This is a genomic window from Blastococcus sp. CT_GayMR19, from assembly GCF_004570385.1.
In the GTDB taxonomy this organism is placed as follows: domain Bacteria; phylum Actinomycetota; class Actinomycetes; order Mycobacteriales; family Geodermatophilaceae; genus Blastococcus_B.
Genome location: NZ_SPQL01000012.1, coordinates 111474 through 134227, shown reverse-complemented (window position 1 = coordinate 134227; position 22754 = coordinate 111474). Strand labels below are relative to the sequence as shown.

General features: G+C 72.9%; 21 protein-coding genes, 1 tRNA gene and 1 pseudogene. 12 read left to right on the top strand and 11 right to left on the bottom strand.

The window, feature by feature from the left end; all coding sequences use genetic code 11:
* Both E4P39_RS16850 and E4P39_RS16845 read right to left on the bottom strand, forming a co-directional pair.
* Window positions 1-1735 (bottom strand): thioredoxin domain-containing protein (locus tag E4P39_RS16850; protein WP_135137720.1); only part of this gene is annotated, 1735 nt, incomplete at its 3' end.
* 9 nt (window positions 1736-1744) lie between these two features.
* Window positions 1745-2287, bottom strand: coding sequence for a phosphate-starvation-inducible PsiE family protein (locus tag E4P39_RS16845; RefSeq protein ID WP_135137719.1), 543 nt, complete (start codon window positions 2285-2287; stop codon window positions 1745-1747).
* A gap of 236 nt (window positions 2288-2523) precedes the next feature.
* Here E4P39_RS16845 and E4P39_RS16840 point away from each other — a divergent pair, with 236 nt between their 5' ends.
* Window positions 2524-3090, top strand: a complete 567-nt coding sequence (locus tag E4P39_RS16840; RefSeq protein ID WP_135137718.1) for a hypothetical protein — start codon at window positions 2524-2526, stop codon at window positions 3088-3090.
* Window positions 3091-3115: 25 nt separating this feature from the next.
* On the opposite strand, the gene E4P39_RS16835 is transcribed toward E4P39_RS16840, so the two are convergent.
* Window positions 3116-3451 carry a hypothetical protein gene (locus tag E4P39_RS16835; RefSeq protein ID WP_135137717.1) on the bottom strand — a complete coding sequence of 112 codons (336 nt, stop codon included), beginning with the start codon at window positions 3449-3451 and terminating at the stop codon, window positions 3116-3118.
* A complete protein-coding gene (gene mca, locus E4P39_RS16830; protein WP_209306576.1) occupies window positions 3448-4335 on the bottom strand; it encodes a mycothiol conjugate amidase Mca in 888 nt (295 codons plus the stop codon). The genes E4P39_RS16835 and mca overlap by 4 nt, the downstream gene beginning before the upstream one ends.
* Window positions 4336-4583: 248 nt before the next feature.
* Here mca and greA point away from each other — a divergent pair, with 248 nt between their 5' ends.
* Entirely contained in the window at window positions 4584-5084 is a 501-nt protein-coding gene (gene greA / locus E4P39_RS16825; RefSeq protein WP_135137715.1) for a transcription elongation factor GreA, read from the top strand.
* Window positions 5081-5413: an RNHCP domain-containing protein gene (locus E4P39_RS16820; protein WP_135137714.1), complete on the top strand. Its 333-nt coding sequence runs from the start codon at window positions 5081-5083 to the stop codon at window positions 5411-5413. The genes greA and E4P39_RS16820 overlap by 4 nt, the downstream gene beginning before the upstream one ends.
* Window positions 5414-5543: 130 nt before the next feature.
* Here the strand turns inward: E4P39_RS16820 and E4P39_RS16815 are convergent, their stop codons facing one another.
* Entirely contained in the window at window positions 5544-7601 is a 2058-nt protein-coding gene (locus E4P39_RS16815) for a M3 family metallopeptidase (RefSeq protein WP_135137713.1), read from the bottom strand.
* Between the two features lie 55 nt (window positions 7602-7656).
* A complete protein-coding gene (gene ilvA / locus E4P39_RS16810) occupies window positions 7657-8880 on the bottom strand; it encodes a threonine ammonia-lyase (RefSeq protein WP_135137712.1) in 1224 nt (407 codons plus the stop codon).
* A 173-nt stretch (window positions 8881-9053) separates the two neighbouring features.
* Here ilvA and E4P39_RS16805 point away from each other — a divergent pair, with 173 nt between their 5' ends.
* The 3 genes from E4P39_RS16805 to E4P39_RS16795 are packed head-to-tail and all read left to right on the top strand — an operon-like array spanning window position 9054 to window position 13063.
* Entirely contained in the window at window positions 9054-10529 is a 1476-nt protein-coding gene (locus tag E4P39_RS16805; protein WP_135137711.1) for a sigma 54-interacting transcriptional regulator, read from the top strand.
* Between the two features lies 1 nt (window position 10530).
* Window positions 10531-12519: a VWA domain-containing protein gene (locus tag E4P39_RS16800; protein WP_135137710.1), complete on the top strand. Its 1989-nt coding sequence runs from the start codon at window positions 10531-10533 to the stop codon at window positions 12517-12519.
* A 46-nt stretch (window positions 12520-12565) separates the two neighbouring features.
* A complete protein-coding gene (locus E4P39_RS16795) occupies window positions 12566-13063 on the top strand; it encodes a GNAT family N-acetyltransferase (RefSeq protein WP_135137709.1) in 498 nt (165 codons plus the stop codon).
* On the opposite strand, the gene E4P39_RS23280 is transcribed toward E4P39_RS16795, so the two are convergent.
* On the bottom strand, window positions 13032-13685 hold the full coding sequence (locus tag E4P39_RS23280; RefSeq protein ID WP_280790870.1) for a DUF2252 family protein: 654 nt from the start codon (window positions 13683-13685) through the stop codon (window positions 13032-13034). The genes E4P39_RS16795 and E4P39_RS23280 overlap by 32 nt on opposite strands.
* 67 nt (window positions 13686-13752) lie before the next feature.
* A pseudogene (locus E4P39_RS23275) lies at window positions 13753-14253 on the bottom strand (DUF2252 family protein); the annotation flags it as partial.
* A gap of 251 nt (window positions 14254-14504) precedes the next feature.
* On the opposite strand from E4P39_RS23275, the gene E4P39_RS16785 reads away from it, so the two are divergent.
* Window positions 14505-15518, top strand: a complete 1014-nt coding sequence (locus E4P39_RS16785; RefSeq protein WP_135137708.1) for an SGNH/GDSL hydrolase family protein — start codon at window positions 14505-14507, stop codon at window positions 15516-15518.
* 95 nt (window positions 15519-15613) lie between these two features.
* A complete protein-coding gene (locus E4P39_RS16780; protein WP_135137707.1) occupies window positions 15614-16834 on the top strand; it encodes an acetyl-CoA C-acetyltransferase in 1221 nt (406 codons plus the stop codon).
* 164 nt (window positions 16835-16998) lie between these two features.
* Here E4P39_RS16780 and E4P39_RS16775 read toward each other — a convergent pair whose 3' ends face one another.
* Entirely contained in the window at window positions 16999-17826 is an 828-nt protein-coding gene (locus E4P39_RS16775) for a Bax inhibitor-1/YccA family protein (protein WP_135137706.1), read from the bottom strand.
* 294 nt (window positions 17827-18120) lie between these two features.
* Between E4P39_RS16775 and E4P39_RS16770 the strand changes: the two genes are divergently transcribed.
* From E4P39_RS16770 to E4P39_RS16755, 4 genes are all read left to right on the top strand, one after another.
* Complete coding sequence (locus E4P39_RS16770) at window positions 18121-18936, top strand: DUF899 family protein (protein ID WP_135137705.1); 816 nt, start codon at window positions 18121-18123, stop codon at window positions 18934-18936.
* A 165-nt stretch (window positions 18937-19101) separates the two neighbouring features.
* The gene (locus E4P39_RS16765) at window positions 19102-19812 is read left to right on the top strand and encodes a hypothetical protein (protein ID WP_135137704.1); all 711 of its coding nucleotides are present in this window, start codon (window positions 19102-19104) and stop codon (window positions 19810-19812) included.
* 262 nt (window positions 19813-20074) lie between these two features.
* Window positions 20075-20659: a DinB family protein gene (locus tag E4P39_RS16760; RefSeq protein WP_135137703.1), complete on the top strand. Its 585-nt coding sequence runs from the start codon at window positions 20075-20077 to the stop codon at window positions 20657-20659.
* A gap of 554 nt (window positions 20660-21213) precedes the next feature.
* Window positions 21214-21771 carry a dihydrofolate reductase family protein gene (locus E4P39_RS16755; protein ID WP_135137702.1) on the top strand — a complete coding sequence of 186 codons (558 nt, stop codon included), beginning with the start codon at window positions 21214-21216 and terminating at the stop codon, window positions 21769-21771.
* A gap of 68 nt (window positions 21772-21839) precedes the next feature.
* Here E4P39_RS16755 and E4P39_RS16750 read toward each other — a convergent pair.
* Together E4P39_RS16750 and E4P39_RS16745 are read right to left on the bottom strand one after the other, a co-directional pair.
* Window positions 21840-21913: transfer RNA gene (locus E4P39_RS16750), tRNA-Leu, on the bottom strand.
* 73 nt (window positions 21914-21986) lie between these two features.
* A complete protein-coding gene (locus tag E4P39_RS16745) occupies window positions 21987-22754 on the bottom strand; it encodes a uracil-DNA glycosylase (protein ID WP_135137701.1) in 768 nt (255 codons plus the stop codon).

The following is a 22754-nucleotide window of genomic DNA, read 5'->3' as shown; positions in this document are numbered from 1 at the left end:
CCCCCACGGCCGCCGCCCAGCCGGCGGCCCGCGGCGCCTGGTCCACCAGCCGGACCAGGGAGGCGAGCGCGGCCTCGCCCAGCTCGCGATGGCGGGGGGAGCCGGCCAGCGCGCCGTAGGTCACGGCCGCTCCCGCCGCCGCGGCGACGCCCGCCGGTGTCGGTCCGTCCGCCGGGTCGAAGGGGCGGTGCACGAGGGCCTCGGCGTCCGCGGCGGTGTCGTGCCAGCCGTCGGCATCGATGAACTGCTCGGCGACGACGTCCAGCAGATCCCCGGCCAGATCGAGCCAGCGCCCGTCAGCGGTCGCTTGATGCAGTGCCAGTAGTCCCTCGGCGAGGTCGCCGTAGTCCTCGAGGACCCCCGCGTGCCGGCCGGGGACGCCGTCCCGGGACGCCCGGCGGAGCCGCCCGCCGCTCCAGTGCGTCCCGGCGAGCAGCTCCGCGGCGCCGCGGGCCGCGGTCACCGAGACCTCGGACCCGGCGAGGACCCCGTGCTCGGCCAGGGCCGCGATCGCCAGCCCGTTCCAGGCGGTGACCACCTTGTCGTCCCGTTCCGGCTGGGGCCGTTCCGCTCGGGCCGCGAGCAGTCGCGCCCGCACCGACTCGAGCCGGGCCGCGTCGTCGGGTTCGTACAGTCGCTGCAACGTCGATGCACCGTGCTCGAAGGTGCCGCGGTCGGTCACCTCGAACTGCTGCGCCGCCCATCGCCCGTCGTCCGTACCGAGAACCTCGACCAGCTGGTCGGGCGTCCACACGTAGGTCAGCCCCTCGACGCCGCTCGTGTCGGCGTCCAGCGCGGAGGCGAAACCGCCCTCGGGCGTCCCGAGGTCGCGGATCAGGAAGGCGGCCGTCTCGTCGGCGACCCGCCGCGCCCACTCGTCCCCCGTGGCCCGCCACAGGTGGAGGTACACCCGCAGCAGCAGCGCGTTGTCGTAGAGCATCTTCTCGAAGTGCGGCACGACCCACTCCGCGTCCACCGAGTACCGCGCGAAGCCGCCGGCGAGCTGGTCGTAGATGCCGCCGCGGGCCATCGCCTCCAGCGTGCCGCCGGCGGTGCGCAGCGCCTCGTCGTCGCCGGTGCGCGCCGAGTGGCGCAGCAGGAACTCCAGCAGCATGGACGGCGGGAACTTCGGCGCACCGCCGAACCCCGCGGACTCCTCGTCGTAGCTGCCCACCGCGGTGGCCGCGGCCCGGTCCAGCACCTCCGCCGAGAGCGGTGCGGGAGTGCCCAGGTCGAGTCTCCCCGACAGCGCCGAGACGATCGACGTGCCGGCCCGCTCCAGGTCGTCCCGGCGGGTGGTCCAGGCGTCCCGGACGGCGGCCAGGACCTGCCGGAACGCCGGCATCCCGTGCGCCGGCCGGGGCGGGAAGTACGTCCCGCAGTAGAACGGACGACCGTCCGGGGTGTTGAACACCGTCATCGGCCAGCCACCGTGCCCGGTCATCGCCTGGGTCGCGGCCATGTAGACGCTGTCGACGTCGGGGCGCTCCCCCCGGTCGACCTTGACGCAGACGAAGCCTTGGTTCATCTCCGCCGCGGTCGCCGGATCCTCGAACGACTCGTGCGCCATGACGTGACACCAGTGGCAGGCGGCGTAGCCGACCGAGACGAGCACCGGCACGTCCCGCTGCCGCGCCTCGGCGAAGGCTTCCGCGCCCCACTCCCGCCAGTCGACCGGGTTCTCGGCGTGCTGGAGCAGGTACGGGCTGGTCGCAGTGGCGAGGCGGTTCGGCACGCCTCGTGCCTACCCCTGCCGGTCGGCCTGACGCTCGGGTGGCGGCGGTCCGCTGTCGCCCTCGTCGGGCTCCCGCTCCTTGCGCCTCAGCAGGAACGACGTCAGTCCCAGGAGCAGGACCAGGACGCCGAGCACCGCGATCTCGATCATGCGGTCGTCGAACTCGGCGGCGTTGCCCACCTCCTTCGCGGCCTCGACCGAGAGCACGACGATCTCCTTGATCGACGCGATGATGCCCACGAGCAGGAACGGCTCGGCCAGGAGCTCGCGCTTCTCCACCGTCGTGCGGACGGCGAACAGCAGCTCGACGACGATGAAGACCAGCAGGAGGATGTCGAGCAGGTCCAGGATCGGCTGCTCCGAGAAGTCCGAGACCAGCCCCCAGGTCGTCTTCCCGGCGAGCACCAGGCACACCAGGGCGGTCCCGACGAGGAACGTCGCGATCCCCGCGTAGACGACGTTCTCGGCGATCTCGAGCAGCCGGGTGCCGAAGCGGCCGATGCCGGGGCGGGCGTCGTCCTCGGACTCACCGGCTGATCGTCTCTTGGCCACCGGGAGATCTTGTCCGGTCGGGGCACGCACGGGAAACCGGGGCCCGGCGTGACGCACCGTCAGCGGGCGATCTCGATCATCACATCAGGCCACGGACAAGGCCGTCGTGTCGGCACGCATTGGGCAAGAACAGCCAACTGACACGCCGATGCTTCGTCCTTGCTATGTACTTGTGCCTATGGTAACGGTCGGCGTGTCGGCGGATTCTCGCCTTGGCGCAACCAAGGAGGCCCGCCATGACCCGGTACCGCTCCCGGCTCCTCGTCCTGACCGTCGCGGCACTCGCCACCCTGGGGGTGATCAGTCCCGCTTCGGCGGCCACACAACCGTACTGCGGCATCACCTGGGGCTCCGGGGCCGAGGTGAACGACCCCCGAGAGGACACCGAGGTCGTCAACGACGTCCGTGCCGGCCGGCACGCGTGCTTCGACCGCCTCGTGTTCGACGTGGGCGGTCAGGACACCCGGTTCTCCACGTACAACGTCCGGTACGTGCCCCTGGTCCACCAGGACGGTTCAGGATTCCCCGTCCCGGTGCGGGGCGGCGCCGTGCTGCAGGTGATCCTCGGCGCGCCCGCTCACGACCAGTACGGCAACAGCACCGTCCCGACCAGTAGCGAGATGGTCGACGTCGCCGGGTTCCGCACCTTCCGGCAGGTCGCCTTCGCCGGTGACTTCGAGGGACAGACGACCTGGGCCCTCGGGGTCCGGGCACGGTTGCCGTTCCGGGTCTTCACCCTGACCGGCACGCCACAGTCCGACGACACCCCGCGCCTCGTCATCGACGTCGCGCACCGCTGGTAGCGCACCCCGGCGACGGCCGGACCGGTCAGCTCCTGCCCGGGGCGTCCGGCCGGCCGTCGTCGGCGTCCCGGGGCGGCTCGATCGCCCGGGGTGCCCGACGGAGGGAGTCCAGCAGGGTCTCCCCCGGCTGCGGGCCGGGATCGACGAGCTCCGAGGCGTCGTCCGGGACGCGGACGGCGTCCTCCGGTGCGTCGAAGCTCGGCGGGATGCGCTTGAGGTGCGTCGTCATCGAGCGGACCAGCAGGCCGACCGCGATCAGCAGCACGACGATGAGCAGCAGTCCGATCGGCGGGGCCTTGCCGACGTCCTCCGGGAGCTGCTGCTCCGCGGCGGCGAGGAAGGCGACTGTGGACGCGGTCATCGGACCACCACCTCACTGCGGATGCCTGCGAACAGATCGTCCTCGGGTACCTGGGAATCCACCAGGGACCTGGCCAGCTCGTAGTCCTCGGTGGGCCAGACCCGCTGCTGGACCTCCAGGGGGCAGGCGAACCAGCGGCCGGTGGGGTCGATCTGGGTGGCGTGGGCGATCAGCGCGGCGTCCCGGACGGCGAAGAACTCCGCGCAGGGCACCCGCGTGGTGACCCGATGGGAGATGTCGTGCTCCGGGTCCCAGTTCGCCAGCCACTCCGCGTAGGGCGACTCGGCGCCCGACTCCAGGATCGCCTCGTGCAGCGCCCGCGTCCGGGGCAGCGTGAAGCCCATCTGGTAGTAGAGCTTGCTCGGCTGCCAGGGCTCGCCCAGGTCGGGGTAACGGTCGGGGTCGCCGGCCGCCTCGAAGGCGTGCACCGAGATCTCGTGGGTCTTGATGTGGTCGGGGTGCGGATAGCCGCCCCGCTCGTCGTAGGTGGTGATGACCTGCGGCCGGAAGCGCCGGATCAGCGCCACCAGCGGGGCGGCCGCCTCCTCGAGCGGGAGGACGGCGAAGCAGCCCTCCGGCAGCGGGGGCAGCGGATCCCCCTCGGGCAGCCCGGAATCGACGAAACCGAGGAACTCCTGCTCGACGCCGAGGATCTCGCGGGCGCGGTCCATCTCCTCCGCCCGGATCTGCGGCAGCCGCTCCCAGACGTCGGGGCGGTCCATCGCCGGGTTGAGCACGGACCCCCGCTCACCACCCGTGCAGGTGGCCACCAGGACGCGCACGCCCTCGGCGACGTACTTCGCCATCGTGGCGGCGCCCTTGCTCGACTCGTCGTCGGGATGGGCGTGGACGGCGAGCAGCCGGAGCTCGTCGGGTGCGGTCACCCGGCCATTGTCCCCCGCGCCCGCAGCCGGGTCGCGGACGCCCGGGATCCCCGCTGGCGAACCCGCAGGTCGTTCACCCGCCCGGGGGGAAATGTGCCACTGGTCACGAGTCGGTCCAGTACCGTTCCGCATCCCGGACCAGGCCGTCGCATCCGTGCATCGGCGAGGACGCCGGTGTTAGCTTGGCCGGATCGACAAGAGGCCGTTCCCGCACGGGGACGGCCACCCGAGTCTCAGGAGCAACCCCCGTGTCCACCTCCACTGACGAGTCCCAGGGCGTCTGGCTGACCCAGGAAGCCCACGACCGGCTGAAGGCCGAACTCGACGCGTTGGTGGCCGGCCGTCCGGCGATGTCCGCGGAGATCAACGCCCGCCGCGAGGAGGGCGACCTCAAGGAGAACGGCGGCTACCACGCAGCCAAGGACGAGCAGGGCAAGCAGGAGGCCCGCATCCGCCAGCTGACCGACCTGCTGCGCAAGGCCACGGTCGGTGAGCCCCCGAAGACGGCGACGAACGCGGCTCTGGGCACCGTCATCACGATCAGGTTCGCCGGTGACGACGACACGGAGAAGTTCCTGCTCGGCTCCCGGGAGATCGCGGGCACCACGGGCCTGAGCGTCTACTCCCCGGAGTCCGCCCTCGGCTCGGCCATCATGGGTGCGAAGCCCGGCGCCACGGTGACCTACCAGGCCCCCAACGGCCGCGACATCACCGTCGAGGTCGTCGGCATCGAGCCGTTCGTCCCCTGACCGGACGCGGCGGCCGCTCCCGGCGGGCGGAGAACACCGGGTTCGTCTGCGCGCACTGCCGTGCCTCCGTCCCGGCCAACACCGACGGGCACTACCGCAACCACTGCCCGTTCTGCCTGTGGTCGCTGCACGTCGACGACCTCCCCGGCGACCGGGCGAGCGAGTGCCGGGCGCCCATGGAGCCGGTCGGGCTCGTGGAGAAGTCGGGCAAGGGCTGGCAGGTGGTGCACCGCTGCACGGCGTGCGGCCACCGCCAGCCCAACCGGCTGGTGCGCGAGGGCGCGGCCCCCGACGACCTCGACCTGGTCCTCGGGCTCCCCTGGCTCTGACACTGCGGTCCTTCGGACCGCACCGCGGCCAAGTGCTGTCCCCTTGCTTGGGCGGAGCCGCTGCGCACCGTCCGGTCGGAGGCCTCCGGCCCCCACCCGAACGCCGCCCCTGGCGGTCACCTTCGCAGACTCAGCTCGCCAATCCCCGGCGCCTGAGCAGGGGCGCGGGGTCGGCGTCACGGCCCCGGACGGCGCGGAACGCGTCCATCGGGTCCACCGAGCCGCCCACCGCCAGCAGCTTCGACCGGAAGGCGTCGCCGTTCTCCCGGCGCAGCCCGCCGTTCTCCTTGAACCACTCCACGGTGTCGGCGTCGAGGACCTCCGACCAGATGTAGGAGTAGTACCCGGCCGCATAGCCGCCCGCGAAGATGTGCTGGAAGTACGTCGTCCGGTAGCGCGGGGGCACGAGTGCCGACGCGACGCCGGCCTTCTCCAGGGCCGCCTGCTCGAACGCGATCGGGTCGCCGATCTCCGCGCCCGGGGGAATCCGGTGCCAGGCCTGGTCGAGCAGCGTCGCGGCGAGGTACTCCAGCGTGCCGAAGCCCTCCCCCCACAGCCGGGCGGCCTCGATCGCCTCGACGACGGAGGCGGTCAGCGGGTCCCCGGTCTCGACATGCCGGGCGTAGTGCCCGAGCACCTCCGGCCACATCGCCCACATCTCGTTGACCTGGCTCGGGAACTCCACGAAGTCACGCGGCACGCTGGTGCCCGAGAAGCGCGGATAGGTGACCGCCGAGCTCAGCCCGTGCAGCGCGTGGCCGAACTCGTGGAAGAGGGTGTTGACCTCGTCGAGGGTGAGCAGGGTCGGCTGCCCGCCCGCGGCCCGGTTCACGTTGAGGTTGTTGACCACCACCGGCTGGGTCCCGAGCAGCCGGGACTGCCGGACGAACGAGCTCATCCACGCGCCGCCACGCTTGCCCTCGCGGGCGAAGAAGTCGCCGAGATAGAGGCCCACGGCCGCGCCGTCGGCATCGGTCACCTCCCACACGCGGACGTCGGGGTGGTACCCGGCGAGGTCGGGTCGCGGGCCGAACCGGTAGCCGTAGAGCAGCTCGGCGGCGTGGAAGACACCGTCGACCAGGACCCGGTCGAGCTCGAACCACGGCCGCAGGGCGGCGGTGTCGACGGCGTAGCGCTCGGCCCGCACCTGCTCGGAGTAGAACGCCCAGTCCCACGGAGCCAGCTCGACGCCGTCCCGCGCGGCCGCCTCGGCGAGCACCGTCGCCTCCGCCTCGGCGTTGGCCACCGACGCCGGCACCATCGAGGCCAGCATCGCGTCGACCGCGGCGGTGGTGCGGGCGGTCGAGTCGGCGAGGACGACGTCCGCGTGGGTCCCGAAGCCCAGCAGCCGCGCCCGCTCGGCCCGCAGGAGTGCGATCCGCACCGCGACCGGGCCGTTGTCGTGCTCGCCGGCCGACGCGCGGCCGGTCGAGGCCTCGAACACGCGCCGGCGCAGCTCGCGGTTGCGCAGCTTCGGGAGCAGCGGCTGGCCGGTGGGCAGGACGAGGGTCAGCAGGTACCCCTCCAGGCCTCGGTCGGCGGCGGCCGCGGCGGCGGTGGCGATCTCCTCCGGCGTCAGCCCGGCCAGCTCCGCGGCGTCGTCCACCCGGACCGCCGCCGCCTCCGTGGCCAGCTGGAGGTTCTGCCCGAACGTCGTGGACAGGGTCGACAGCTCCTGGTTGAGACCGGTGAGCCGGGCCCTGCCCTCGTCACCGAGCTGCGCCCCCGCCAGCACGAAGTCCAGGTGGTAGCGCTCGACCAGGCGCACCGCCTCGTCGTCGAGGCCCCGGTCGTGCCGGGCGGCGTGCACGGCGTCGATACGGGCGAACAGGGCCGGGTCCAGGCGCAGCGCGTCGTCGTGCGCGGCCGCCAACGGGGCGATCTCGCGCTCGATCTCCCGCAGCCGCGGCGTGGACACCGACGACGTCAGGTTGCCGAACACCGCCCATGCCCGGCTCAGCAGCCGGCCCGACCGCTCCAGCGCCACCACGGTGTTGTCGAAGGTGGGCGCCTCGGCCGAACCGGTGATCGCGGCGACCTCGGTCCGCTGCTCGGCCATTCCGGCCAGCAGCGCCTCGCGGCAGTGCTCCGGCGTGATGCCGGCGAACGGCGGCAGGGCGAACGGCAGTGCCGAGGGCGTCGACAGCGGGTTGTCGGGGGACACGGTCGGGGCGGCGTCGGCGCTCATCGCCGTCCATCCTGCGCCATGGCCTGGCGGTCCCCCGGACCGCACCACGACCCGCCTAGCTGGGGGTGACGGCGTACCCGGCTCGCGTGAGGGCGGCGCAGACCTCGTCGGCGTGGTCCGGGCCGCGCGTCTCGACGACGACGAACACCTCGACCTCCCCGAGGTGCAGCTGGGTGTCGGTCCGTTCGTGCTCGACCTCCAGCACGTTGGCGCCGACGGCGGCTAGCTCGGCGAGCACCGCGGCCAGCGAACCCGGCCGGTCGGGCACCCGGAGGCGGAGGGACAGATAGCGGCCGGCCGACGCCATGCCGTGCTGGACGACCTTGAGCAGGAGCACCGGGTCGATGTTGCCGCCCGAGATCACCGCCACCACCGGCGGCGGAAAGGCAGCGGGATCGGCGAGCACGGCGGCGACGGCGGCGACGCCCGCGGGTTCGACGACGAGCTTGGCCCGCTCCAGGCAGAAGAGCAGGGCCCGGGAGAGGTCCTCCTCGGTCACCGTGCGCACCTCGTCGACGAGGCCGCGCACGTGGGCGAACGTGAGGTCGCCGGGTGAGGCGACGGCGATGCCGTCCGCCATGGTGGACATGCTCCGCAGCGACACCGGGTGGCCGACCGCCAGGGAGCCGGGGAAGGCGGCGGCGGCCTCGGCCTGGACGGCGACGACCTTCACGTCGGGACGGCGGGCCTTGATCGCGGCGGCCATCCCGGAGACCAGTCCCCCGCCGCCGGTGCAGACGAGGACGGTGGCGACGTCGGGGCACTGCTCGAGCACCTCGAGGCCGACCGTGCCCTGCCCGGCGATCACGTCGGGGTGGTCGAAGGGGTGGATGAAGACCGACCCGGTGGCCTCGGCGTGCTCGGCGGCCGCCACGAGGGGCTCGGACAGCGACTGCCCGATCATCCGGATCTCCGCCCCGTAGGCGCGGGTGGCCGCCACCTTGGGCAGCGGCGCGGTCTCGGGCATGAAGATGGTGGCGCGGGCGCCGAGCAGCCGCGCGGCCAGCGCGACTCCCTGCGCGTGGTTGCCGGCGCTGGCGGCCACCACACCGCGGGCGCGCTCCTCGTCGGTCAGCCGGGAGATGCGCGTGTAGGCCCCGCGGATCTTGAAGGAGCCGGTGCGCTGGAGGTTCTCGCACTTGAGCCACACCGGCCCTCCGACCCGGTCGGCCAGCCCACGCGAGTGGTGCAGCGGCGTGTGCCGGACGACGCCCTCGAGCAGCTCGGCAGCGGCCTCGACGTCCGCGCCGCTGACGAGAGGGACGTCGGGAGTGGCCATGGGCCGATCATGGCAGGCGTAGTTGTCCGCGCAGACAGACAGAGGTGACGACCACCCTGTCGTGCCGAGTGGGCCCCGGAGGGGTCCGCGCAGGCGCGACGAAACGGCTCCATCCAGCAGGGAACGAAGTCTGGTCGCGGTTGGAGTCCGGAGGACGACCGTGTAGTCGTACCGTGGCTGAGGTGACGGACGTCGCCGCGCGCACTTCCCCGCCCCCCGCCCCCACGACCCTCGGCGAGCTCCGCTCCAGCGGGGCCACCTTCCGGCCGGTCAAGGCCGAGCTCCGCGCCAACCTGCTGGCCCGCCTCGGCCGCGGCGAGCCGAGCCTCCCCGGCATGGTCGGCTTCGAGGACACCGTCGTCCCCGAGGTCGAGCGGGCCCTGATCGCCGGCCACGACCTGGTCCTGCTCGGCGAGCGCGGGCAGGGCAAGACGAGGCTGATCCGCACCCTGGTGGGCCTGCTCGACGAGTGGACGCCGGTCCTCGTCGGCAGCGAGCTCAACGAGCACCCGCTCCAGCCCATCTCCGTCTGGGGGCACCGCCAGGTCGCCGAGCACGGCGACGCCACCCCGGTCGGCTGGCTGCACCGCAGCGACCGGTACGGCGAGAAGCTGGCCACGCCGGACACCAGCGTCGGCGACCTGATCGGCGACGTCGACCCGATCAAGGTCGCGGAGGGCCGCACGCTCGGCGACCCGGAGACCGTGCACTACGGCCTGGTCCCGCGCACCAACCGCGGCATCTTCAGCGTCAACGAGCTGCCCGACCTCGCCGAGCGCATCCAGGTCGCGCTGCTCAACGTGCTGGAGGAGCGGGACATCCAGATCCGGGGCTACCGGGTGCGACTGCCGCTGGACCTGCTGCTGGTCGCCAGCGCCAATCCGGAGGACTACACCAACCGCGGGAGGATCATCACCCCGCTCAAGGACCGCTTCGGCGCCGAGGTGCGCACCCACTACCCGCTCGAGCTCGCCGACGAGATCCGGCTGCTCCACCAGGAGGCGACGACGTCCTGGCGCGGGCCGTCCGGCGGGAACGGCACCCTCGACTCGCCAGTGGTCCCCGAGCACCTCGCGGAGATCATCGCCCGCTTCACCCGGCTGGTCCGCGAGTCCAGCCACGTCGACCAGCGCTCGGGCGTCAGCGCGCGCTTCGCCATCGCCGGGTTGGAGACGGTCACCGCCTCCGCCGTCCGGAGGGCCGCGATCGCAGGTGAGACCCGGCCGGTGGCCCGGGTCGTCGACCTTCCCGGCGTCGTCCCGGCCAGCCGGGGCAAGGTCGAGTTCGCCGACTCCGGCGCCGACCCGGACGACGACCGGGAGGTGGAGGTCCTCGAGCACCTGCTGCGCCAGGCCACCGCCCAGACCTTCCGGGCCCGGTGCGCCGGCCTGGACCTGACCGGTCTGCAGGAGCACTTCACCGGCGGGGAGACGGTCGAGTCCGGCGAGCTGGTCCCTGCCCCCGCCCTGCTGGGTCAGCTGGGCAGCATCCCCAAGCTCGCCGAGCTGCTGGGCCGGCTGGGGGTGCCGGAAGGCGAGCAGTCGGTCGAGCAGGCCGCCGCCGCGGTCGAGTTCGCCCTCGAGGGCCTGTACCTGACCCGGCGGCTCGCCAAGGACGTCGACGGCACCCGCACGGTCTACGGAGCCTGACGTGAACCGGCCGCGCAGCAACCGGGGCTACCGCTACGGGCGGTGGCACGGCGGCCCGGACCCGCTCGCTCCCCCGTACGACCTGGGCAACGCCGTCGACGAGATCGGCGACTCGGTCCTGGCGGGCAGCGGGGTCCGCGAGGCGCTGCGGGAGCTGCTGCGTCGCGGTACCGAGGGACGCCGCGGCCTCGACGAGCTCCGCCGCTCCGTGCGCGACCGGCTGCGGCAGGCCCGCACCGCCGGGCGGATGGACGGCACCCTCCAGGAGGTCCGGGAGCTGCTCGACAAGGCGCTGACGGCGGAACGGCGGGAGCTCTTCCCCGATCCCGACGACGCCGCCCGGCTCGCCGAGGCCGAGTTGGACGCGCTGCCCGAGGACACCGCAGGCGCCGTCCGCGCACTGAAGGACTACCCGTGGCGGTCCGCCGAGGCGCGGGAGAACTACGAGCGGATCCAGGACCTGCTGCGGCGGGAGGTGCTGGACAGCTCGTTCGCCTCGATGAAGAACGCCCTCGAGAACGCCGGCGAGCAGGACCTGCAGGCGGTCAAGGACATGGTCGCCGACCTGTCCGCGCTCATCGATGCGCACAACCGCGGCGAGGACACCGACGAACGGTTCCGCGAGTTCATGGACAAGCACGGCCAGTTCTTCCCGGACGACCCGGAGACGGTCGAGGAGCTGATCGACTCCCTCGCCCGCCGGGCCGCCGCGCAGGAACGGATGATGGCCGGCCTGTCCCCCGACCAGCGGGCCGAGCTGGCCGATCTCATGGCGCAGACCATGGCCGACATGGGCCTCGCCAGCGAGATGGCCCACCTCCAGGACGCGCTGCGCCAGGCCCGGCCGGACCTGCCGTGGGGGCAGCGGGGCCAGGTCCCCGACGGCGAGCAGGGGCTCGGCATGGGCGACGCCACCACCGCCGTCGCCGAGCTGGCCGACCTGGAGGCGCTGTCCAACCAGCTGTCCCAGGGCTACGCCGGCGCCTCGCTGGCCGACGTCGACGAGGAGCTGCTGGAGCGGGCCCTCGGGCGGCCCGCAGTCGACGACCTCGCCGCACTGCGGCAGCTGGAGCGCGAGCTGGAGCGGCAGGGCTACCTGAACCGGTCCGACGGCCGGCTCGAGCTCTCCCCCAAGGCGGTCCGCCGGCTGGGCGCCACGGCGCTGCGCCGGGTCTTCGCGAAGCTCGACGCGACGGGCCGCGGCGAGCACGACGTGGCCGACGCCGGCGCCGCCGGTGAGCTCACCGGCAGCTCGCGCGAGTGGCAGTTCGGGGACGAGCAGCCCCTCGACGTCGTCCGGACCGTGCGCAACGCCGTCCTCCGGACGGCGGGTGTGCCACGAGGCGAGTCCGACCGTCGCGTGCGGATCGCCGTCGAGGACTTCGCGGTGGTCGAGACCGAGCGGCGCACCGGCGCGGCGGTGGCGCTGCTGGTCGACCTGTCGTACTCGATGGCGCTGCGCGGCACGTGGGGCGCGGCCAAGTCGACGGCGATGGCGCTGCACTCGCTGGTCACCACGCGGTTCCCGCAGGACGCCATCCAGATCATCGGCTTCTCCTCCACCGCCCAGGTGCTGCGGCCCGAGACCCTCGCCGAGCTGTCGGTGGACACCCTCCAGGGCACCAACCTGCAGCACGGGCTGATGCTGGCGCGGCGGTTCCTCGCCCATCACCGGGACGCCGAGCCGGTGGTCCTGGTGGTCACCGACGGCGAGCCGACCGCGCACCTCGAGGACGACGGGACGCCGTTCTTCTGCTGGCCGCCGATGCCCGAGACGATCGCGCGGACCGTCGCCGAGGTCGAGCGGGTGGCGCGCACCGGCGCGACGGTCAACGTGTTCGCCCTCGACCCCGACCCGGGCCTCGTCCACTTCGTGCACGACCTCACCGAGCGCGCCGGCGGCCGGGTGTTCCAGCCCGATCCCGAGCGGCTCGGCGAGTACGTGGTCGCCGACTACCTCCGCACCCGCCGCGGCCGTCGGAAGCACTGACCCAGCGGCCGAGATGGCCATTTCGGCCGCTGGGGAGACTGGTGGGATGAGCGCCGACCACGACTGGGCCACCCTGACCGTCGCCCAGGTGCCCGCGGAGGTCACCCATCCCCTGCGGCGGTCGGTCCTCCGGCCGGACGGCGGGGAGATCACCTGGGCCGGCGACGAGGACCCGGCGACGTTCCACCTGGCCGCGCGCATCGACGAGCGGGTCGTGGGCGTCGTCCGCTTCTCCCCCGCTCCGTGCCCGTGGCGGCCGGAGGCACGGGCGCCCTGGCAGCTGCGCGGGATGGCCACCGATCCCGCCCTCCGGGGCGCGGGCGTGGGGCGGGCGCTGCTGGTGGACGGGCTGATCCGGCTGACCGACCGCGGCAGCGACGTGGTGTGGTGCGACGCCCGGGTGACCGCCGCCGGCTTCTACGAGCGGTTCGGCTTCACGGTGGTCACCGAGCCCTTCGACAAGCCCGGCATCGGCCCGCACGTCGGCATGGTCGCCGACGTGCCGCCGCCGGTCAGACGGGCGGGTGGTCGCCGCTCGGGCTGATCCCCGGGATCGCGCCGGCGCGGAAGGCGTCGACGAAGCGGCGGTGGTCGTCCTGGGTCTGCCGGGCGTAGTCGTGGGCGAAGGTGACGAGGTCGGCGACGAGCTCCTCGCGGCGGTCGCCGATCATCGAGGTGATCGCCTCCTCGGTCTGGAACGGCACGAGGGTGTGGTCGCTGTCGGCGTCGCCCACGCAGTGCAGCTTCGCCGTCGCCTTGCCGAGCTGCACCATCACCGGCCGGATGTCGTCGGGCTCGGTCAGGTCCTCCCAGTCGAGGTCCAGCTCGTAGGGCGACAGCTCCGCGACGACGAACCCGACGCCGTCGATCTCGGTGTGGCCCAGGAACTGCGAGGCGTTGGCCTGCAGCGACCGCTGGCTCACCGCCGTCCGGTGGCCGTGGTGCTCGAAGTAGGCGGCGATCTCCTCGTCCTGCACGATCCGGCTGGGGGCGGCCACGTTGCCCTGCTTGATCGACAGGACGACGTCGTTCTCCAGCGCCTGGTCGTAACCCTCGAGCAGCACGTTGTAGGCGGGGAGGCCCGCGCTGCCGATCCCGAACCCGCCGGTGCCGACGACGTCCTTCACGTCGTAGGCGATGTCCCGCCGACGCCGGGGCGGCGTCACCGTCTCCCGGTCGGGTCAGCGCCGCCATCACCTTCTCCCGCTCGTCCTCCTCGAGCCGCCGGTTGCGCGGCAGGTCGGCGAACCGCCGCTCGTGGTCCTCCACGACGGTGAGCCGCTGCAGCAGCCGGAGCCGGGTGTGGGTCGCCGTCTCGAGGATCACCTCGTGCACCGCGCCGTCGGTGTTGTCCTTGAGGAGCGCGAACGAGCGGTCCTCGTCGGAGCGGGTGAAGGCCGCCACCTGGTCCAGATAGGAGTTGAGGTAGATCCCGACCAGCTCACCGATCACGTCGTCGGAGAACGCCTTGCGCCAGGCCAGCAGCGCGAAGCTGGCGGCGAAGCGGCGCAGGTCCCAGCTGACGTGCCCGAGATAGGCCTCGTCGAAGTCGTTGACGTCGAAGACGATGCGGCCGGCGCTGTCCATGTAGGTGCCGAAGTTCTCCGCGTGCAGGTCACCCTGGATCCACACCCGGGACGTCCGTTCGTCGCACCACTGGTCTTCCATGGTCGACATGTCGGCATAGAACAGGCACGCGCTGCCCCGGTAGAACGCGAACGGATCGGCGGCCATCTTCCGGAACTTGGTGCGGAACGCGTCCGCGTCGGCCGCCATGAGATCGGAGAAGGCCTCGACCAGTACCTCGACGATGAGCTGCGCGCGCTCGTCGAGCTCGGTGTCCTGTGTCACACGTACGAGGGAGTCGACCACGGGGAACACCGTAAACCGCCGATAACCTGCATATCGCAGGATCGAGCAGGCGAGGAGATCGGGACGCGAGGACGGCCGTAGGGTCGTCCGCGAGGAACCGGAGCGGAGGCACCGTGACGCGAGCGACGACTGCTCGGGCGCTCGTGGCCGGCACCGGCAGCCTCGGACTCGGGTTCGCCGCGCTGGTCGCCCTCCTGCGTGAGGAGGCCCGCGCCGCTCGCCGCAAGGTCGACTCCCGGAAGGCGACGGCCGATCCCCCCTCCGGCGACGGCGTGTACGGGCGGGGACGCGCGAAGCCGCTGGTGTTCGCCGTGCTGGGCGACTCCACCGCCGTCGGTCTGGGTGTCGAACGGGCCGGGGAGACCCCCGGCGTCCTCATCGCCTCGGCCCTCGCCGAGCTGGCCGAGCGCCCCGTCCGGCTGGTGCGGGTCGCCGTCACGGGGGCCGAGTCCCGCGAGCTGGACGAGCAGGTCGACCGCGTGCTGGCGGTGAAGCCCGACGTCGCACTGATCATGATCGGCGCGAACGACGTCACGACGTTCACCAAGCCCGCCGTCTCCGTCCGGCACCTCGAGGACGCGGTCCGCCGGCTCACCGCCGTCGGCTCCGAGGTCGTCGTCGGCACCTGTCCCGACCTCGGGACCGTCCGGCCGATCGCCCAGCCGCTGCGGCTGCTGGCCCGCCGGTGGAGCCGGCAGATGGCCGCCGCCCAGACCATCGCGGTCGTCGAGGCCGGCGGCCGCACGGTGTCCCTGGGCTCGGTGCTCGGTCCCGCCTTCGCCTCCGACCACAGCATGTTCAGCAGCGACGAGTTCCACCCGAGCGCGGCGGGCTACGCGCAGGCAGCCGCCGTGCTGCTCCCCTCGGTCGCCGACGCCGTGGGCGTCTGGCCCGCCGCCGCCGACCGCGGCCTGCGCCCGATCCGGCGCGGCACGGTGCGGCCGATCGAGAAGGCCGCGGCGCGGGCGGCCAGCCGTACCGGTACCGAGGTCCAGCCCGCGGAGGTCCGCGGCTCCGACACCGGGCCGTGGGGACCGTGGGCGCTGCTGCGGCGACGCCGCCCGCCGGAGATCGCCGCCCCCGGCGAGTCGGAGGTCGCGGCGGCGGAGGTGTCGGCCGTCGGCTGAGGGACGGAGCTCCGGGCGGACGGCCCCGGAGTAGTTTCGGCGGTGAACCGACGCCCGGCGATCCCGTCCGGAGCCCGCCTCATCGTGGAGGACCCATGCCCGAAGCCGTCATCGTCGCGACTGCGCGCTCGCCCATCGGCCGCGCGTTCAAGGGGTCGCTGAAGGATCTGCGCCCCGACGACCTGACCGCCACCATCGTCCGTGCCGCCCTGGACAAGGTGCCCGCGCTCGACCCCACCGACATCGACGACCTGATCCTCGGCTGCGGTCTCCCCGGCGGCGAGCAGGGCTACAACATGGGCCGCGTCGTGAGCGTCCTGCTCGGCATGGACCACCTGCCCGGCACGACGATCACCCGCTACTGCTCCTCGTCGCTGCAGACCACCCGCATGGCCATGCACGCCATCAAGGCCGGTGAGGGCGACGTCTTCATCTCCGCCGGGGTCGAGATGGTCTCCCGCTTCGTGAAGGGCAACAGCGACTCGCTGCCCGACACCAGGAACCCGGCCTTCGCCGACGCCGAGAGCCGCGTGGCCAAGGTCGCCGAGAGCGGTGCCGACAGCTGGCGCGACCCGCGCGAGGACGGCGACGTCCCCGACATCTACATCGCCATGGGCCAGACGGCGGAGAATCTCGCGCTGCTCAAGGACGTCTCCCGCCAGGAGATGGACGAGTTCGCCACCCGGAGCCAGAACCTGGCCGAGGCCGCGATCGACAACGGCTTCTGGGACCGGGAGATCACCCCGGTCACGACGCCCGACGGCACCGTCGTCAGCAAGGACGACGGCCCCCGCGCCGGCACCACCGTCGAGGCGCTCTCGCAGCTCAAGCCGGTCTTCCGTCCCGACGGCCGGGCCACCGCCGGCAACGCCTGCCCGCTCAACGACGGCGCCGCCGCCGTGATCGTCATGAGCGACACGAAGGCCGCCGAGCTCGGGCTCACGCCGCTGGCGCGGATCGTCTCCACGGCGGTCACCGGCCTGTCGCCGGAGATCATGGGCTACGGCCCGGTCGACGCCTCCAGGCTGGCCCTCCAGCGGGCCGGCATGAGCATCGGGGACATCGACCTGGTCGAGATCAACGAGGCCTTCGCCGCGCAGGTCATCCCGAGCTACCGCGACCTGGGCATCGACCTCGACCGGCTGAACGTGCACGGCGGCGCGATCGCGGTCGGGCACCCGTTCGGCATGACCGGCGCCCGCATCACCGGCACGCTGATCAACGGCCTCCAGACGAAGGACAAGACCTTCGGCCTGGAGACCATGTGCGTGGGTGGCGGCATGGGCATGGCGATGGTCCTCGAGCGCCTCTCCTGACCCCCTGCCCTTCGCTTTCGGTACCGAAAGCGAAGGGCTGCGCCGCCGCTTTCGGTACCGAAAGCGTCGGCGTGGGCGGCAGCTTTCGGTACCGAAAGCGGACGAACGGCGAAGGCCCGGCCCCCTCGCGGGAACCGGGCCTTCGTCGTCGGTACTAGTTCAGCTCACTCGCGGAAGTAGCTGAGCAGCCGCAGGATCTCCAGGTACAGCCAGACGACCGTGACCAGCAGGCCGAAGGCGATGTACCAGGCGAACTTGGCGGGGGCGCCGCGACGGATCGCCTCGTCGGCCATGTCGAAGTCGAGCAGCAGCGAGAACGCGGCCACACCGATCACGACGAGGCTGAAGACGATCGCCAGTGCGCCGCCGTCACGCAGGCCCAGGTTCACGCCGAAGAAGCCGGCCAGCATGTTGGCCAGCATCAGGACCAGGACGCCCACCATGGCGCCAACCATCCAGCGGGTGAACTTGGGGGTCACCCGGACGGCACCGGTCTTGTAGACCACCAGCATGCCGGCGAAGACACCGAAGGTGCCGATCACGGCCTGCGTGACGATGCCCTGGCCGAAGTAGTCGTGGAACGCCTCGCTGATCGCCCCGAGGAACACACCCTCGACGGCGGCGTAGGCGAGGGTCGCGGCCGGGTTCGCGATCTGCTTGAACGCGATCACCAGGCCGAGGACCAGGCCGACGAGAACGGCGGGGATCGCGAGACCCCAGCCCGTCTGGCCCGGGAGCGCCCAGACCCCGGCCGCAGCCGCGACGGTGACCAGGAAGGTCAGCCCCGTCTTGGTGACGACGTCGTCCATCGTCATGTAGCGCGTGCTCGGGGGCGCGTACGGCGCCGGGGCGGCGTACGGGTCGTACTGCGTCGGGGCGCCGTACTGGGTCGGCGCGCCGTACTGCTGGGGCTGCGCACCCCAACCGGGGTACTGACCGCCGTTGCCGGCGTTCGCGAAGCCCCGGCCGAAAGCCGGGTTGCTGCTGGGCATCGTCATCTCCTCGAGGTGACTGGTCGGTCCGTGGAGTCCACGGTGCTGCACTCCACTCGGTCAGGTCAACGCCCTGAGGGGTGGCTGCGTTCCCTACCGTTGCAGGTCACCCGGTCGAGGGGGGGTCAGGGGGTGGGGCAACACGCCGGGTCGGAACCGCGCAGACACGGGCCTGTCACCCATCGTTGCGGCCGAGCGCGCCGCCGCGATGAGTTCCGGCCGGGTCGCCGGTCCGTCCTGGTGTCGCGGGACGTCGGACGACGCGGCCCGGCACGAGATCCCACGGAGGACGCCATGACGACCACGCCGAGGAACCCGGCCACCGCGCTGCCCGGCTGCCCGCCCGTCGTCGACCGAGCCACCTGGCAGGCCGCCCGGAACGAGCTCCTGGTCCGCGAGAAGGCCCACACCCGCGAGGGCGACGCCCTCGCCGCGGCCCGCCGCCGGCTGCCGATGGTGGAGGTCGACGGGACGGCCGAGGTCGTCGGACGCGACGGCCCGGTCCCGTTCCTCGACGCGTTCCAGGGTCGCGACGAGCTCGTGGTCTACCACTCCATGTGGTACGACGGCGCGCCGCACCAGGGCCAGTGCGAGGGCTGCACCTTCAACCTCTGGCACATGAAGGACGCCGCCTACCTCAACGCCCGCGGCGTCTCGTTCGCCGTCCTGACCTCGGGCCGGTGGGACGAGGTGGCTCCCTACGTCGAGTTCATGGGCTACACCCAGCCCTGGTACACGGCGCGCGGCGTCGAGGGGCCGATCGGTACGGAGGAGGGGCACATCGTCTGCTTCCTGCGCGACGGCGACCGCGCCTTCCTCACCTACTCCACGACGGGCCGGGGCAACGAGCCGGCCGACGGGTCGCTCGGCCTGCTCGACATGACGCCCTACGGCCGCCGCGAGGCGTGGGAGGACGACCCCGAGGGCTGGCCCGAGGCCCCTGAGGTCGGTGCTCCGGTCGGTGGACACGGGGCGCCGATCTGCTGGTACTGGCGCTCGGACGCGGACGGGAACGCCGACTGGGGCCCGACCAGCCGCCCCGTGCCGCAGTGGACCCGACCCGGCGCGACCCGCGAGGAGACCCTCGGCCGGCACGGCCACCACCACTGACGGGCCCCCCTCGACACTCCCTGGGCCCGACGTCCGCCGCCGAGACCGGCACCTGGCCGACGCCCACCCCGACCCACGTGGTCCGCGGGCGCACGCGACCCTCCTCAGCGACCGGCAGCGCGGATAGGCTCTCGGAGCGGCCGCCGTTCGGCGGAAGGAGCAGCCATGACGTCGGCACTCGGCATCCAGGCGGAACGTCCACTCCTGCGCACCAGCGGGGCGCTGCTACTCGGCGGGCTCATTCTCAACGCCGCCGTCACCATGCTGTTCCATCCGGCGGGCGCCGAGGACGTGCACGAGGAGATCTTTGCCGAGTACGCCGCCAGCGACACCTGGGAGTGGGTCCACTTCGGCCAGCTCGCCGGCGTTCTGGTGGCCCTCGGCGGGCTGCTCGTCCTGCACCAGGTCCTGCGGTCTCGGACGTCGACGCTGTCCGCGTTCGCGGCGGCGATGACCGTCGCCACGGCGGCGGTCTGGGCGGCCCTCCAGGCCGTCGACGGGATCGCCCTGAAGCAGGCTGTCGACGCCTGGGTGGCCGCCGACGAGGGCAGCCGGTCCTTCCGCTTCGCCGACGCCGAAACCGTCCGCTGGACCGAGTGGGGCCTGCAGAGCTACATGCGGGTGCTTCTTGGCGCGACCCTGCTGCTCTTCGGCGCGGCCATCCTGAGCAGTCACCTGCTGGCCGCCTGGACAGGCTGGATCGCCGCCCTCGCCGGGCTCCTGTCGCTGGTCGTCGGGCTCGACGTGAGCTACAGCGGTCTCGACAGCGGCTTCCAGCAGGTCGCCTCCCCCGCCTTCCAGGTCCTCATGCTGGCGTTCGCGATCGGGGTGGTCGTGGCCGCCCGCGGGCGAGTGAGCGAGTCCTCCCGCAGCTGACGCCCGCACGGCAGAAGCCCTCGCGCAGCGACCCGAACCTGTCAACGGGCGTGGTGATGTCACCAGCCGGTCGGCTTCCGTCGCGGCTGGTCACGGGCCGGGGCGGGTCCGCTGGGCGCGCGGTGCTGGCGACCCGCTGGGCCGCCCGCCCGGCAGTTGCCGACGAGGGATCCGCCCGGCGGTCCGCTGAGGCTTGCGGCCGGCGGGCCGGTGGCTGCACCGTGACCGGTGTGCCCACCGCCTCGAGACCGCGGGTCCGGCCATGACCGCCGACCCCGTTGACCTGGCCGCGATCAGCAGGGAGATGGACGACGCCTTGGCCCGGCTGCACGCACTGCTGACCGCCGCCGGCCCCACGGACCTGCGTCGGACCTCCGACGGCACCCGGTGGACCAACGAGCAACTGCTCTACCACATGGTCTTCGGCTACCTCGTCGTCCGGACCCTGCTGCCGCTTGTGCACCTGATGGGCCGGCTGCCGGCGCCGGTGGGCCGCGGCTGGGCCGCGCTGCTGAACTCCGCCACCCGGCCCTTCCACGCCGTCAACTACTGGGGGTCGGTGGCCGGCGCACGGGTGTTCAACCACACCCGGATGGGCCCGCTCGCCGACCGCACCATCGCCGTCCTGCAGCGGCGCCTCACAGAAGAGTCCGAGGCGGCGCTGCACCGCGGCATGCCGTTCCCGTCCGGCTGGGACCCGTACTTCGGGTTCCTGACGCTGGCCGAGGTGTACCGGTACCCGACCCGGCACTTCGAGCACCACTACCGTCAGCTCACCCTCCCCGACCCAGGTCCGCGGCCGGGCGCTGACGAGCCGCCCGACCTCCCGGGCCGGAGCGACCGGTGAGAGCACCGGCCGCCCAGGTGCTGATCGCGCTGCTCGCTGGGGTGAGGCGCCCCGACCACCACGCCCGCGCTGCTCGACCGGAGTGCAGAGCTGCCTCTTGGCAGCGACCGCAGGCCCGCAGCTGGACCCGGGACGGTGGCCCCGCCGCTCCGGCAACAGCGCGGCGGGTGGCTACGGGACCCGTTCACCCCGGTGGCACCGCTTGCCCGAGGCCGGACGTCACCGTGGTGCCACCGGACCGGCCGCGTGAGCTGGCGGATCTTCCTTAGGTGGGTCAGCCGCAGCGACAACGGCGCGATCAGCAGCGGGGTCGATGTCGACTGCCAGCTCGAGGAGTGGCTCGTCGGCTGCCCGAGGCGTCCGGCGCCCTGGTGCCAGACGCGAGGACGCGCACGTGGCCCGCGCCGGAGGGCGCTTCGGTGGTGGGCGGTTCGACCCACCTCTCAAGAGATCCCGGCGGCTCGACCGGCTGGTCGATGAGTTCCGGGCCTGCATGCGGTCCCAGGCTCCAGGACCTGCCGGGAGACTGACGCGCCCGTTCGCGAAGGAGACGCATGGCCAAGCTGATCTACTCGATGATCACCTCGCTGGACGGCTACGCCGAGGCGGCGGAGGGCGACCTCGGTTACGGAGCCGAGGACGAGGAGGTGCACACCTTCATCGGCGACGTCTTCCGCCCGGTCGGCACGTTCCTCTACGGCCGACGGATGTACGAGACGATGGTCTTCTGGGAGACCGCGCACACCGAGCCCGACGCGCCTCCGTACATCGTGCAGTACGCCCGGGACTGGCAGGCCGCGGAGAAGATCGTGTACTCCACGACGCTGGAGTCGATGTCCAGCGCGAGGACCAGGATCGAGCGGACCTTCGACCCGGACGCGGTGCGCAAGCTCAAGGCCGAGGCTGATCACGACCTCAGCGTCGACGGCCCGAACCTCGCCGCCCAGGCGATCGCCGCGGGCCTGGTGGACGAGTACCACCTCTTCATGACGACCAGCGTGGTCGGTGGCGGCAAGCGATTCTTCCCCGACGGCGTCCGCCTCGATCTGGAGCTGGTCGAGGAGCGCGCCTTCGACAGCGGTCTGATCTACGCGCGCTACCGGACCCGCTGAGCCGGCACCTGTCGTCGGCCGGTCGGCAGCGATCGCGCGGGCAAGTGGAGACGGTGAGCTGCTGAACGTGCCCCCGGTCGGGTTCGAACCGACGCTGGGACCCTTTTAAGGGGTCTGCCTCTGCCGATTGGGCTACGGGGGCGCGCTGGGCACGGTATCCGGGCAGCCGGGTGGACGGCGGCCGCCCTGCCGCGACCGGGCTCCGTCCCCCCGGCTCAGCCGTCGGCCGCGGCGACCTCGGTGGCGCGGGCGAGGACGGCGTCGAGCATCGGCTCGGTCAACTTCCCCGTGAAGGTGTTCTGCTGGCTCACGTGGTAACTGCCGAGCACGGTCAGCGGGCCGAGCGTTCCGGTCAGCTCCACCTCCACCCCGTGCCCGAAGACCGGCCGGGGCCTCGGGACGGCGTAGCCCGCGGCGGCCAGCACCGGCCACAGCGCCGTCCAGCCGAAGCCGCCGAGCACGACGATCACCCGCAGCCTCGGCAGCAGCGCCAGCTCGCGGGCCAGCCAGGGCGAGCAGGTGTCCCGCTCGGCCGGGGTGGGTGCATTGGCGGGGGGCGCGCACCGCACCGCGGCGGCGATCCGGACGTCGGTGAGCTCGAGCCCGTCCCCGAGATGGGTCGACACGGGCTGGTTGGCCAGGCCGGCCCGCCAGAGCGCGGCGAAGATCCAGTCCCCGCTGCGGTCGCCGGTGAAGACCCGGCCGGTGCGGTTCCCGCCGTGGGCGGCCGGGGCGAGGCCGACGACGGCGATGCGGGCATCGGCGGGCCCCAGGCCGGGAACGGGCCGCCCCCAGTAGTCCCACTCGCGGAACGACGCGCGCTTGACGCGCGCGACCTCCTCGCGCCAGGCGACCAGGCGCGGGCAGGCGCGGCAGCCGGACACGCAGGCGTCCAGCACCGCCAGGTCCGGAACGCCCCGGGCGGTGCGGGCGACACCCGCTGCCGTGCGGGTGACCGGGAAGCCGTCGGGATCGAGCGCCAA

Coding starts and splice junctions, on each gene's coding strand:
- E4P39_RS16840 (WP_135137718.1), top strand. CDS start 2,524: ATGACCCGGTACCGCTCCCGGCTCCTCGTCCTGACCGTCGCGGCACTC.
- E4P39_RS16770 (WP_135137705.1), top strand. CDS start 18,121: ATGACGACCACGCCGAGGAACCCGGCCACCGCGCTGCCCGGCTGCCCG.
- E4P39_RS16765 (WP_135137704.1), top strand. CDS start 19,102: ATGACGTCGGCACTCGGCATCCAGGCGGAACGTCCACTCCTGCGCACC.
- ilvA (WP_135137712.1), bottom strand. CDS start 8,880: ATGGCCACTCCCGACGTCCCTCTCGTCAGCGGCGCGGACGTCGAGGCC.
- E4P39_RS16780 (WP_135137707.1), top strand. CDS start 15,614: ATGCCCGAAGCCGTCATCGTCGCGACTGCGCGCTCGCCCATCGGCCGC.
- E4P39_RS16760 (WP_135137703.1), top strand. CDS start 20,075: ATGACCGCCGACCCCGTTGACCTGGCCGCGATCAGCAGGGAGATGGAC.
- E4P39_RS16795 (WP_135137709.1), top strand. CDS start 12,566: ATGAGCGCCGACCACGACTGGGCCACCCTGACCGTCGCCCAGGTGCCC.
- E4P39_RS16775 (WP_135137706.1), bottom strand. CDS start 17,826: ATGCCCAGCAGCAACCCGGCTTTCGGCCGGGGCTTCGCGAACGCCGGC.
- E4P39_RS16755 (WP_135137702.1), top strand. CDS start 21,214: ATGGCCAAGCTGATCTACTCGATGATCACCTCGCTGGACGGCTACGCC.
- E4P39_RS16835 (WP_135137717.1), bottom strand. CDS start 3,451: ATGACCGCGTCCACAGTCGCCTTCCTCGCCGCCGCGGAGCAGCAGCTC.
- E4P39_RS16815 (WP_135137713.1), bottom strand. CDS start 7,601: ATGAGCGCCGACGCCGCCCCGACCGTGTCCCCCGACAACCCGCTGTCG.